This window comes from Mesorhizobium sp. P2_E9, from assembly GCF_056403815.1.
The window spans coordinates 85157-97303 of the sequence record NZ_JBFUET010000002.1; the positions used below are offsets into that span (position 1 = coordinate 85157).

At 61.7% G+C, this 12147-nt stretch carries 15 protein-coding genes; 10 read left to right on the forward strand and 5 right to left on the reverse strand.

Features of this window, described 5'->3' with window-relative positions:
* Window positions 1-33: 33 nt before the first annotated feature.
* Window positions 34-411: a GFA family protein gene (locus tag AC1D05_RS03690; protein ID WP_477438303.1), complete on the forward strand. Its 378-nt coding sequence runs from the start codon at window positions 34-36 to the stop codon at window positions 409-411.
* 28 nt (window positions 412-439) lie between these two features.
* Here the strand turns inward: AC1D05_RS03690 and AC1D05_RS03695 are convergent, their stop codons facing one another.
* Window positions 440-1798, reverse strand: coding sequence for an NAD(P)-binding domain-containing protein (locus AC1D05_RS03695; protein WP_477438305.1), 1359 nt, complete (start codon window positions 1796-1798; stop codon window positions 440-442).
* Window positions 1799-2061: 263 nt separating this feature from the next.
* On the opposite strand from AC1D05_RS03695, the gene AC1D05_RS03700 reads away from it, so the two are divergent.
* On the forward strand, window positions 2062-2775 hold the full coding sequence (locus AC1D05_RS03700) for a helix-turn-helix domain-containing protein (protein ID WP_172231705.1): 714 nt from the start codon (window positions 2062-2064) through the stop codon (window positions 2773-2775).
* 213 nt (window positions 2776-2988) lie between these two features.
* Here AC1D05_RS03700 and AC1D05_RS03705 read toward each other — a convergent pair whose 3' ends face one another.
* From AC1D05_RS03705 to AC1D05_RS03720, 4 genes are read right to left on the reverse strand one after another with little or no spacing between them, the layout of a single operon-like run.
* Entirely contained in the window at window positions 2989-4029 is a 1041-nt protein-coding gene (locus AC1D05_RS03705; protein ID WP_477438307.1) for a heme-dependent oxidative N-demethylase family protein, read from the reverse strand.
* A gap of 9 nt (window positions 4030-4038) precedes the next feature.
* Window positions 4039-5004, reverse strand: coding sequence for a PDR/VanB family oxidoreductase (locus tag AC1D05_RS03710; protein ID WP_477438309.1), 966 nt, complete (start codon window positions 5002-5004; stop codon window positions 4039-4041).
* Window positions 5001-5597 carry a dimethylamine monooxygenase subunit DmmA family protein gene (locus tag AC1D05_RS03715; protein WP_477438311.1) on the reverse strand — a complete coding sequence of 199 codons (597 nt, stop codon included), beginning with the start codon at window positions 5595-5597 and terminating at the stop codon, window positions 5001-5003. Before AC1D05_RS03715 ends, AC1D05_RS03710 begins: the two co-directional genes overlap by 4 nt.
* A 41-nt stretch (window positions 5598-5638) precedes the next feature.
* Window positions 5639-6772: an aminomethyl transferase family protein gene (locus AC1D05_RS03720; RefSeq protein ID WP_477438313.1), complete on the reverse strand. Its 1134-nt coding sequence runs from the start codon at window positions 6770-6772 to the stop codon at window positions 5639-5641.
* Window positions 6773-7059: 287 nt separating this feature from the next.
* On the opposite strand from AC1D05_RS03720, the gene AC1D05_RS03725 reads away from it, so the two are divergent.
* From AC1D05_RS03725 to AC1D05_RS03760, 8 genes are all read left to right on the forward strand, one after another.
* Window positions 7060-7347: a hypothetical protein gene (locus AC1D05_RS03725; RefSeq protein WP_477438315.1), complete on the forward strand. Its 288-nt coding sequence runs from the start codon at window positions 7060-7062 to the stop codon at window positions 7345-7347.
* Window positions 7348-7359: 12 nt separating this feature from the next.
* Window positions 7360-7737 (forward strand): hypothetical protein, encoded by a 378-nt coding sequence (locus AC1D05_RS03730; protein WP_477438317.1) that lies wholly within the window; start codon window positions 7360-7362, stop codon window positions 7735-7737.
* Between the two features lie 32 nt (window positions 7738-7769).
* The gene (locus AC1D05_RS03735) at window positions 7770-7931 is read left to right on the forward strand and encodes a hypothetical protein (RefSeq protein ID WP_095198794.1); all 162 of its coding nucleotides are present in this window, start codon (window positions 7770-7772) and stop codon (window positions 7929-7931) included.
* 12 nt (window positions 7932-7943) lie between these two features.
* Window positions 7944-9350, forward strand: coding sequence for an APC family permease (locus AC1D05_RS03740; RefSeq protein WP_477438319.1), 1407 nt, complete (start codon window positions 7944-7946; stop codon window positions 9348-9350).
* A 45-nt stretch (window positions 9351-9395) separates the two neighbouring features.
* Window positions 9396-10085, forward strand: coding sequence for a hypothetical protein (locus tag AC1D05_RS03745; protein ID WP_477438321.1), 690 nt, complete (start codon window positions 9396-9398; stop codon window positions 10083-10085).
* Window positions 10082-10411, forward strand: a complete 330-nt coding sequence (locus AC1D05_RS03750; protein WP_477438323.1) for a hypothetical protein — start codon at window positions 10082-10084, stop codon at window positions 10409-10411. The genes AC1D05_RS03745 and AC1D05_RS03750 overlap by 4 nt, the downstream gene beginning before the upstream one ends.
* Window positions 10412-10514: 103 nt before the next feature.
* Window positions 10515-11411, forward strand: a complete 897-nt coding sequence (locus tag AC1D05_RS03755) for a class II glutamine amidotransferase (RefSeq protein ID WP_477438325.1) — start codon at window positions 10515-10517, stop codon at window positions 11409-11411.
* Between the two features lie 4 nt (window positions 11412-11415).
* Window positions 11416-12147 carry a GltB/FmdC/FwdC-like GXGXG domain-containing protein gene (locus AC1D05_RS03760; RefSeq protein WP_477438327.1) on the forward strand — a complete coding sequence of 244 codons (732 nt, stop codon included), beginning with the start codon at window positions 11416-11418 and terminating at the stop codon, window positions 12145-12147.

A 12147-nucleotide genomic window follows, 5' to 3' on the forward strand; every position in this document is an offset into this window, starting at 1 on the left:
CAACCGCCAATACCACCAAAAGGAGAGAAGAGAATGAGCAGCAGGGTGGCCAGCTGCACCTGCGGACAATTGCAGATACATTGCCCGCAAGAGCCGACCATGGTGTCGCTTTGCCATTGCCTCGACTGTCAGCGGCGGACCGGCAGCCCGTTTGGCATCGCGGCCTTCTTCGACGCCGCCGCGACCGATATCCGGGGCCCATCGAAGACATTCCAACGCGTTTCCGACAGCGGCTTCCCGATCAGCTTTCATTTCTGCGGAACGTGCGGGTCGACCGTGTTCTGGTATCCGTCACGAAAACCTGAGGCGGTCGCAGTGGCCGTCGGCTGTTTCGCCGATCCGTCCTTCCCGGCGCCGACAAAGTCAGTCTATGACAAGCGCCGCCACAGCTGGGTCGCGGTGCCGGCGTGACGGCAGGCTTGTCCTTGGCTTGTGGATGCTACTCCGCCGCGACGCCTTTCACCTCGAGATAGCTCTCCATGGAATCATCCAGCGCCTGCAGCCAAGGCGTATGATGCAGCGGCGCCATGGTGCCGGTCATCAGCGAGCGATAGGCGTGGTCGCGGAAGCTCATAATGTCTTCGGCCTTGTGGTGCTCCCACTCCATGAAGGTCTGGTTGACCGCCTCGACGTCGAAGCCGGGATAGTCGGTCTGGTCCATCAGTTCCTTGGTGTAGTCGCCCTGGAACCAGATCATCTGCTCGGCGTCTTCCAGCGTTTCCTCGCGCGCGCGCCACTTGGCGCCATGCGCGGCCATCGCCTCGGCCGAGGGCAGCTTGATGCGGCCCATGATGACGTCGCGGGCAAACCAGGCCTGCGCGTCGAACATGTTGAAGGTGTAGAACTGGTCCTGCATGCCGATATAAGAGAGCTTCGGGTTCTTCTCCCAGACGACGCCTTCATAGAGATCCAGCGGCCACATGCGGTTGGCGGTCTTGAGCTTGAGGTCGTCGGTGAGGAACGGGAAGGAATGGAGATAGCCGGTGCACAGGATGATGGCGTCGACATCTTTGGTGGTGCCGTCCTTGAAGTGCGCCGTCTTGCCGACGACCTTCTGCAGCAGCGGCACTTCCTTCCAATTCTCCGGCCATTTGAAGCCCATCGGCTTGGAGCGATAGCTGGAGGTGATGGATTTGGCGCCGTATTTGTAGCATTGCGAGCCAATGTCCTCGGCCGAATAGGAGCGGCCGATGATCAGTATATCCTTGCCCTTGAACTCCATCGCGTCGCGGAAATCATGGCTGTGCAGGATGCGGCCATTGAAGGTCGAGAAACCCTCGAAGTATGGCACGTTGGGCACAGAAAAATGCCCGGAGGCGACGACGACATTGTCGAACTCCTCGGAATAGGTGACATCGTTGGTGCGGTCATGCGCGGTGACGGTGAATTTCTTCGTTTGGTCCGAGAACGTCACCATGCGCACCGGGCTGTTGAAGCGCACCCATTTGCGCAGGCCCGACTTCTCGACGCGGCCCTTGATGTAATCCCACAGCACGGCGCGCGGCGGATAGGAGCCGATTGGCCGGCCGAAATGCTCCTCGAAAGTGTAATCGGCGAATTCCAGGCATTCCTTCGGTCCGTTCGACCAGAGGTAGCGGTACATCGAACCGTGCACCGGATCGCCATGCTCGTCGAGGCCGGTGCGCCAGGTGTAGTTCCACAGGCCGCCCCAGTCGGACTGCTTTTCAAAGCAGACGATTTCGGGGATGTCGGCGCCCTTGTCGGCAGCCGACTTGAAGGCCCTGAGCTGTGCCAGGCCGGACGGTCCGGCGCCGATGACGGCAACACGAGTTTTCATTTCCAGGGCCTCCTCTTTTTGATTTCCCCAGCGAAACAAATTTCACTGACAGTGACACTAATTGGCGCTTCGGTGCTGTCAACAGACATCTGCGGGAACGGCGTTTGCGCCGACAGGATTCCTGGCGAAAAACCTTCGCGGGCAGAAATCATGGGATCGGCCCCGTGCGACACAAGACGGCTTGCCGACACCGCCGCGCTGCTGTATCGCCACCTCTGATGTTCACCGTGAGTGAAATAAATCCGCGACGTCCGGGGGGCGACATGGCGAAAGACAGTTCCAAGGCCGGGCTTGCCGGTGCCAAGCCAAAGCCGTTGCCAAAGGTCTCGGCGGACGGCAAGACCATCCGCGCGCCGCTGACGCAGAACCCGCACGCCATTCGCGACACCCGCGAGAAAGTGCTGGAGGTGGCGATCGGCCGCGAGGTGCGCGCGTTCCGAAAGAAGCTCGGCATCACCGTCGCCGATCTGGCCGTCGCCACCGACATTTCGCTGGGCATGCTGTCGAAGATCGAGAACGGCATCACCTCGCCGTCGCTGACCACTCTGCAGGCACTGTCGCGGGCGCTCGGCGTTCCGGTCACCGCCTTCTTCCGCCGCTTCGAGGAGGAGCGCAGCGCCGTCTTCGTCAAGGCCGGTGAGGGACTCGATGTCGAGCGCCGCGGCACGCGCGCCGGCCACCAATACAATCTGCTCGGCCATATCGGCTCCAACACCAGCGGTGTCGTCGTCGAACCCTATCTGATCACGCTGACCGAGGATTCGGACGTGTTCCCGACCTTCCAGCATGAGGGCATGGAATTCCTCTACATGTTGGAGGGCGAGGTCGTTTACCGGCATGGCAGCAACCTCTACCCGATGAAGCCGGGCGACAGCCTGTTCTTCGACGCCGACGCGCCGCACGGACCGGAGCAACTGACGAAACTGCCGATGCGGTATTTGTCGATTATCTGCTATCCGCAAAACAGCGCGGGCTGAGATTGGCGATCTCCCCCCTAGTGGGGGAGATGTGCGGCAGGACAGAGGGGGGCGCTGTCCCTCCGACTTATCAATCTATCGTAGTCTAGCAGCGACCTCAGAGGTTAGTGTTCTTTGCCGCAGATAGGCAAGGTTTGCGTTCCTTCGCGCCCCCCTCTGCCCTGCCGGGCATCTCCCCCACGAGGGGGGAGATCGGCAGCTTCGAGGGCAGCTCTAGTCCGGCCCAAACCCCGGGCTTGTCGCACTCCCGTCATCCAGCGTCGACAGCCACTCCACCAGCGTCGGCCGATAACGGGTCAGGCCCTTGTAGTTGGCAAGTTCATCGGGCAGGTCACGGATGACGCGGTGCAGGCGGCGTGCCCATTTCGGCTGCGTCACAAGTTCGTCCATCTTGATCAGATAGCAGCGGATCGGGAAGACGATGCCGTTGGAGCGCGGCAGCCGCCAGAAACTTTGCAACTCGACGCGCAGATGTACCTTGTCGCCGACATTGTCCGGCGTCACCGTGGCGCGATCCGGACCCCATTTGTGGTAATTCTCCGGGCTGGTGTCGAGGCGCGGATTGATGGTCATCGTCCAGTTCAGGCGCCTCGCCGGCTTGCCTTGCTGGATGTTGGTGAGGAACTTCAGCGCCCTGGTGAAAATTCCCTTCTCATGCGCCAGCGGCACCGGCGCGTGCCACTCGAAGAAATTCATGCCGATGTCGAAATCGAGCGACCAGTCCGCTTGCGTGGTGACCATGCCGGCATCCATCCACAGATTGCCGTCGCGCTGGTCGAGGATGCAGAAATCGCCCTGGCTTTGGCGGGTGATGTATTCCATCGGCCCGTAAGGCAGGGTCGAGGTGTCGCCGAAGGTGAAGGTGTCGTCGATGCCGAGCGGCCGGTTGATCCACCGCCAGCGGTCGCCGTCGCGGGTCAGCGTGAAATGTTCGGGATAGCCGAGCGCCTGCTGTTCCATCAAAAGCTCGAGCAGGTCCCAGCCGGCCAGCGTCATGTGCGGCAGCGACTGGCAGCGCAGCGGGTCCTCGGCTAGCACCAGCGCCCGGTCCTGCATCTCGGCGACATAGTGTTCGTCGACGTCGATCAGGTTTTCCAGCACGCTGCCCTTCGGGCCAACCACATGCGGCTCGATGTTGACCGCATACATGTAGCTGTCTTCGTGGAACGGGAACGGGAACCGCCTGATATGCTCCGGGCTGTTCTTGAAGGTGAAATCGTCGCGGAACGTTTCCTTGCGAAAGGTGATGCCCAAGCTCGCCTCCTATCTTTCCAAGACCAACGACTTGCCCTCGAAGCGCGAGACGCACGGCATGATCTTGCAGCCGGAACGATGGTCTTCCTCGCTCAGCCAGTGGTCATTGTGGATGAACTTGCCATCGTAAGAGATGACATTGGTCTCGCACTGGCCGCAGACACCGCCGCGGCAGAGATAGGGCGGATCGACGCCGGCCGCCTCGATCGCTTCCAGCAGGCTCTGCTGCTCGTCAACGCGGATCGTCTTGCCGGTGACGGCAAGCGTCACGTCGAAAGGCAGGCCTGGCTGGGGTGCGGCGAAATGCTCGAAATGCACGGCCTCCGATGGCCAGCCCAAAGCGGCTGCGCGGTCGCGCACCCAGTTGATCATGCCGGCGGGACCGCAGACATAGAGATGTGTGCCGAGCGGCTGTGTCGACAGCAAGCGGTCGAGATCGATGCGCTCGTCCAGGTCGTCGTGATAAAGCCTGATGCGCCTGTTGTAGCGCTCCCGCAGCACGTCGGCATAGGTGCCTAGCGAGGCGGTGCGGCAGGTGTAATGCAGTTCGAAATTGCCGCCCTCGCCCGCCAATTGCGCGGTCTGCGCCATGAAGGGCGTGATGCCGATGCCGCCGGCGAGCATCAGATGCTTTTTCGCCCTGAGGTCGAGTGAGAACAAATTGACGGGATAGCTGATCACCATCTCCAGTCCCGGCTTGACGGACCGATGCATGAACAGCGAGCCGCCGCGTCCGACATCGTCGCGACGCACCGAGATCGTGTATTCGCGCGTGTCGAGCGGCGAGCCCATCAGCGAATAGGGATTGAGCCTTGTGCGGTCGCCATCGCGCATCTCGACCACGACATGGGCGCCGCCGGAAAAGGTCGGCAACAGATCGCCGTCGCGCCGGCGGAAATGGAAACGGGTGACCAGCTCGTTGACCGGAACGACGTCGCTGACCACGACATCGAGCTTGGTGGTGCCGGTGCTCATGGGAAGGCCTCCTCCATTGGAGGAATTTCCGAGCGATCCTCGGCATTGATGCAGACGCCCTGGAAAGCGGCGAGACGCCTGGAGTAGTGATCGCGCACCAGAAGCAGCAGGCCGCAATGCGCGCAGGTCGCCGGTTGCGTCGTGACGTTTTCGGTGATGCCCTTGCAGTGCACGCATTGCATGCGCCGTGCCAGCGAGCCGCGATGCTCGGTTTGCATCGAGGTGTGGTCGATGCCAGCTTCGAGCGCCACCTGCATCGCCTGGCCGATCAGCCCTTCGGTGCCGGCGAGGTAGAGGCGCAGGCCCATATGGGCGTTGCTCAGCGTCTGCTTCAGTCGCGGCAGCAGGCTGGCGAAGGACGGCGCCTGATGGAACTGGGCCGGCTTCAGCGCTTCGAGTGCTGCGACGTGTTTGCCGTCCGGATCCGGGATAAAGACGATTTCGGCGCCGTCGAAAAACCCGGCTGGCGCTCTTGCGGCCATGTCTAAAATAGCGAGCGCACCTTCGGCATCGGCGATGAAAAGATGGTGTTTGCCGGGCTGCGGAGAGAGCGTTCCGTAGACCGGCCGACTGATGATGCTTTTGGCTGCCATTTAAGTCTTCGTGCCTCGAACCCCTCGCTGTTGATGATGCCTCAACCCTTGGCCGTGCGCTTGGTCTTTTTGGGATCGTCGAACGGCAGTGGCTGCGCCGTCGCCTTGATCGATCCGCTCTTGTTGCGGATTTCGAGCTTGGTGTCCTTGACCGCGCAGTCGACATCAAGGCGGGCGATGCCCATCGATTTCTTGACCAGCGGCGAATACATGGCGCAGGTCACCACGCCGACCTTTTTGCCGTCGCGATAGACCGGTGCGCCTTCGTCGGCCGGCTCCTTGCCGTCCAACAACACACCATAGATCTTGAAGCGCTCCTTGCCCTTGAGGCGGTAGTGCTCCTCGGCCCCACGGAATCCGGTCTTGCCGGGGCTGACAGTGAAGTCGAGGCCGAGCTCCCACAGCGTGTCGCCGGGGCCTTCATTCTCGAACGGATATTTTTGCGAATTGTCGTAAGGGTAGAACAAGAGGTAGCTTTCGACGCGCAGCATGTCGAGCGTAGTGAAGCGGCAGGGAATGATGCCGGCGCTCTTGCCCTCGTCGAGAATCCTGTCCCAGATCGTGCCGGCATCCTGGCCACGGCAGAAGATCTCGTAGCCGCGCTCGCCGGTGTAGCCGGTGCGCGAGATCATCACCGGGAAGCCGAACAGCTGCGTCTGCATGTGATGGAAATAGTTGAGGTCGCGGATGCCCGGCACGTGCTTGGCGAGATAGTCGACCGCGGCCGGCCCTTGCAGTGACAGATCATGCAGATTGTCGTCGAAGCGCAACGACACATCGCGGCCGACGGAAGCGCGCTGCAACTCCTCATGGCCAGTGCCTGAGCCATGCACCACCATCCAGGCGTTCGGCCCGGTGCGGTAGAGGATGCAGTCGTCGGTGAATTTTCCCGCCTCGTTCAGCATGCAGGCATAGGCCGACTTGCCGGGGTAGATCTTTTCGACGTCGCGGGTGGTGGCGAGGTCGATGAGATGCGAAGCGTGCGGGCCGGTGATGTGGACCTTCTTGAGGCCCGACACATCCATCAGCCCGGCCTTGGTGCGGATGGCGGTGTACTCTTCGTCGGCGTCCTTGTGGTAGGTCCAGGCGGTGCCCATGCCGCTCCAGTCTTCGAGCTTCGAACCCAGCGCGCGATGGCGATCCGCCAGGGTCGAGAATCTCCAGGATGCCGTCATCCGATCGTCCTCCGTTTCAAAAATCCATTGTTCCCTGCTCCTTGGCTCGGAGGCCGGAGCTTTGGGATGAATATTGACCGCAAACGCGCGAGAGCCGCAATCCCCTGAAAGCAAATAATTTCATTGTCAGGCAAAATCGACCGCCCCGACCAAACGGTTAACTCAACGTAAATGGCGCTTGACAATCGCTCAATTCGGACAGAGTTTATGAAAAAAATTTCACTCTCTTGAAAGAGGGCGGCGCGCGGCGAATTCGGAACCGGGCGTCGGAAAAAGGGGAAAAACCGATGTCAGACCTGCAGCAGCGCATCGAAGCGCTGTACCGTTCCGATTTGCGTGGATCCGCGTTGCTGATCATCTGCCTGTGGGTGACGATCCTCTTCGTCCTCTTCATGACATGGCCGTACATTCCCGACAGCGGCATCAAGGCCGTCGTCGCGATCGCCGCCGCCGCCGTGCTGATCTTCAACACGGCCGCAATCCTGGCGATGGTCAAACACTACAAGGAAGACAAGGACTTCATCTACGGCCTCGATATCAAGAACGCCGACGCATCCCGCAACCGCAAGTCCTGAAGGGTACAAGAGATGTCGCGCTATACGCCGCCGGAGCAGAGCAAGGCCGGGCAAGTCTTCGATATCGCCGTCGTTGTGGTCGCCATTTTCGTGGCACTGTGGCTGCCGCTGAAACTGGGCCTGGCCGGAGCCGCCAAATCCATCGACGCGCTCGACGCCAAAACCTGGGAAGCGCTTGGTCAGAACCCGACCATGGCCGCGATCTGGGAGAAGCTCGGCTACACACCCGAGACCGCGCACGACGTCATCCAGAACCGATTCCACTATGTCATCGACTGGCCGACGCTGATCATCATGGCGGCGGTGCTGATCGGTTATTTCGTGTTCCTGTTCCGTGCATCCGACCGCGAATACCGCGACGTCATCAACGAAAAGTTCGACGACAAGTAAGAGTTCCGAAGACAAGCAATCGGGGACGCACCATGTGGATTTCACTCTCTTACGCATGCTGGGGCATCTCGGTCGTGCTCGCTTTGTGGATGCTCTACGACTGGTTCAAGGTCGATACGACCTATTCCGAGGACGTTCTGACCTCGTCACGCGAAGGCGAGCTTGAAGCCGTTTCCGAAAAACATCGGATCTGAGTGGGGACTGACATGACGGCAGCGATTGAAACGGCACAAACGACGACAATCCACGGCGACAGGGTCTCGCTGCTGCGGGTGCTCGGCCCCGCCCATGTCTGGGCGCTCGGGGTCGGCATCGTTCTGGTCGGTGAGTTCACCGGCTGGAATTTCTCCGCCGACAAGGGCGGCGCGCTGGCCGCGCTGATCGTCTGCTGGGTCGTCGGGTTGCTCTACACCTCGGTCGCCATGATCGATTCCGAGGTGACATCGACGGTCGCCGCCGCCGGCGGCCAGTACGCGCAGGCCAAGCACATTGTCGGGCCGCTGATGGCCTTCAACGTCGCGCTGTTCCTGGTGTTTGCCTACACGATGCTGGAAGTCTCGGACGCGATCCTGCTCGGCGACACCATCGTCGCCAAGGCCGGCGTCGAAGGGCTCACCCACAATTCCTTCATCGCCGCCACCATCGTGGTGCTGGCCTGGCTCAACTATCGCGGCGTCCTGATGACGCTCAACGTCAACTTCGTCATCACGGCCATCGCCTATATCTCGATCGTCATTCTGTTCTTCTCGGTCAGCCCGTGGACGCAAGGCGCAGTGCTGAAGCTCAACGAACTGGTGACGCCCGGCAATGCCTTGCCCTATGGCTGGATCGGCGTCATCGCCGCCTTCCAGTTCGGCATCTGGTATTATCTCGGCATCGAAGGCACCACGCAGGCCGCCGAGGAAGTGCGCTCGCCCGCGCGCTCGCTGCCCTACGGCACCATGGCCGGCATGATCACGCTTCTGATCGCCGCCGCCATGACCTGGTATGTCTGCGCCTCGCTGATGCCATGGGAGTATCTCGGCATCACCTATTATCCGCTGTGGGACGCCGGCAAGCTGACGGGCAGCCCGCTGCTGGAAAACCTGCTGTTCATCGCCACGCTGCTTGCCGCTTTGGCCTCGGCCAATGGCTGCATCAATGATGCGGCACGCGCCTGGTTCTCGCTCGGCCGCGACCGCTATCTGCCGAGCTGGTTCTCGGCGGTGCATCCCAAATACCGCACGCCCTACCGCTCGATCCTGTTCCTGCTGCCGATCGCGCTCGCCTTCGCCTTCATCGCCGACCTCAATCAGGCGATCACCTTCTCGATCCTGTCGGGCGTGCTGCAATACACCTTCATGAGCATCAACATCATGATGTTCCGCAAGAAGTGGCCGCTCGGCACGATCCGCCGTGGCTACACGCACCCCTTCCATCCGCTGCCGGCGATTGTGCTGTTCTGCCTGTGCGTGGTCACCTTCTTCGCCATCTTCCTCGGCTACGGCTCGCAGCTGATCGCCATGGTCGCCTTCTACTTCCTGATCTCGCTGTGGTTCCATTTCTACCGCTACCGCTATGTGCGCCGCGGCGACCAGTTCACCATGCCGTGGCCGAAACCGCAGGGCTATTGATGGGAGACGGCCCGTCCGGATGCCGGATGGGCCAGGCATGATAAAATGTCCGAGGTGACATCAGCACTGCTTGCCGGGGCCATTGTCCTGGCCCTCGCCCTTCACTTTGCGTGGCTGGCGCGGCGCAGCCGCAACAGGGTTTTGGCTGCGCTCGCCGCGGACGAGGCCGGCATCCGCACCGTCATTGCCGACGCAGCCAATGTTTCGGACGGCACCGCCGGGGTCATCACCTGGGAAGGATCGTGGAACGGCCAGCGCGTTCAACTGCGCACCGTCGTCGATACGCTGGCGACGCGAAAACTGCCGGCACGCTGGCTCAGCGTTTCGATCACCGAAAAGGTCGCCGTGCCAGCCACCTTCGACATGATGGTGCGGCCGGGCTCGCCGACGACTTTCTCCAATTTCGACCATCTCCAGCACACACTGCCCAAGGCTCCGGGATTTCCCGCGGAGGCGGTGCTGCGGACCGACCGCCGCGGCACGCGTTTCCCGCAAGGCATCATCGCCGACCATCTGGAGCCCTTTTCGGAAGGACGCGCCAAGGAATTGCTGATCACGCCAAACGGAGTGCGCATCGTCTGGCTGCTGGCCGAGGCAGAGCGGGCGCGCTACGGCGTTTTCCGGCAGGCCGCGTTCGGTGACGCGCAGATCGATCCGGCGCTGATCCAACGGTTGCTCATATCCCTCTCGGCGCTGCGCGACGCCATAAACAAAAGCGAACGGCAAGCCGCATGACCAGTTCAGACACCTCGCCGGCGGCAACAAACCCCTATCTCGTCCTGGGCGCCGCAATCGTGCTGCCGGCGAGCGGCCATGTCATTCTGGGCGTGCCTGTACGCGGGTTGCAGTTTCTTTTCTTCATGGTGATCCTGGCCTGGGTCACCGCCAAGATCGCGCCGCCCGACGCCAGCTTCATCGGCCGTCATGCCGGCGGCTTCCTGATCTATGCGCTGTCGGTCCTCGACGCCTACAAGCTCGCACGTATCCGCCATACCCTGTGGGTTCACAATGCCGCGCAGGGCAGCGATAATTCGCATGGCGGCATTGCGCCGCATACGTAACTAGAGGAAAATTTTTTTCATGTGATTGAATTCGTGCAACGCATTCGGTACATCATCTCTTAGCTACAAACGATCTCTTAGCTAGAAACGCCGGGAGGCTGACATGTGTGGAATTGTCGGACTGTTTTTGAAGGACAAGTCGCTGGAGCCGAAGCTCGGCGCGATGCTGTCGGAGATGCTGGTCTCGCTCAGCGATCGCGGCCCGGACAGCGCAGGCATCGCCATCTATGGCGCCCCCTCCAAGAATGAGGCCAAGATCACCATCCAGTCGGCCAAGCCGGAGCGTGATTTCCGCGGTCTCGAAGCGGAGCTGACCAAGGCGATCGGCGTGCCGGTGAGCATCGCCGTGAAATCGACCCATGCCGTCGTCAGGACAACGCCGGGCAAGATCGACGAGGCCCGCGAGGCCATCCAGACGCTGCGTCCCGACATCCGCATCATGGGTGCCGGCGACGTCGTCGAGATCTACAAGGAAGTCGGCCTGCCCGAGGCGGTCGTCGATCGCTTCGACGTCCGCAAGATGACCGGCACGCATGGCATCGGCCACACCCGCATGGCGACGGAATCGGCGGTGACGACGATGGGCGCGCATCCCTTCTCCACCGGCGCCGACCAGTGCCTGGTGCACAATGGCTCGCTCTCCAACCACAACAATGTCCGTCGCGAGCTGATCCGCGAGGGCATGAAATTCGAGACCGAGAACGACACTGAAGTGGCGGCTGCCTACCTCTCCTCGCAGATGGCGCATGGCAAGAATCTCGGCGAGGCGCTGGAAGGCACGCTCTCCGACCTCGACGGCTTCTTCACCTTCGTCGTCGGCACCAAGAACGGTTTTGGCGTCGTGCGCGACCCGATCGCCTGCAAGCCCGCCGTGATGGCCGAGACCGACCAGTATGTCGCCTTCGGCTCGGAATATCGCGCGTTGACCAAACTGCCCGGCATAGACAATGCGAGGGTCTGGGAACCGGAACCCGCAACCGTCTATTTCTGGGAGCATTGAGTTCATGCCGGCAACCAAACTTTCAAAGGCGGCGGCGAGCGACCACGCCTCTCGGGTGTTCGATCTCGATGTGTCGTCGCTGCGCGAGCTCAACCAGGCGCTGCACAATCTGACGCCCGGTTCCAACGAAACGGCGTGGGAAGTACTGCACCCGAAGGGCAGCCATTCCGTCGCCGTCGGCGTCGACCAGCCCGTCAGCATCGATGTGCGTGGCAGCGTCGGCTATTACTGCGGCGGCATGAATTCCGGCAGCACCATCACCGTGCACGGTTCGGCCGGCCCCGGCGTCGGCGAGAACATGATGTCGGGCTCGATCACGATCAAAGGCGACGCCAGCCAGTATGCCGGCGCCACCGGCAAGGGCGGCCTGCTGGTCATCGAGGGCAATGCCTCGTCGCGCTGCGGCATCTCGATGAAAGGCATCGACATCGTCGTGCACGGCAATATCGGCCACATGTCGGCCTTCATGGCGCAGTCCGGCAATCTGGTGGTGCTGGGCGATGCCGGCGATGCGCTGGGCGATTCCATCTACGAGGCGCGGCTGTTTGTGCGCGGCAAGGTCGACAGCCTCGGCGCCGACTGCATCGCCAAGGAGATGCGGCCCGAGCATCTGGAATTGCTGCAGGGTCTGCTCGACCGTGCCGGCGTCACTGGCGTCAAGCCGTCGGAGTTCCAACGCTACGGCTCGGCGCGCACGCTTTACAATTTCAATATCGACAACGCCGACGCGTATTGA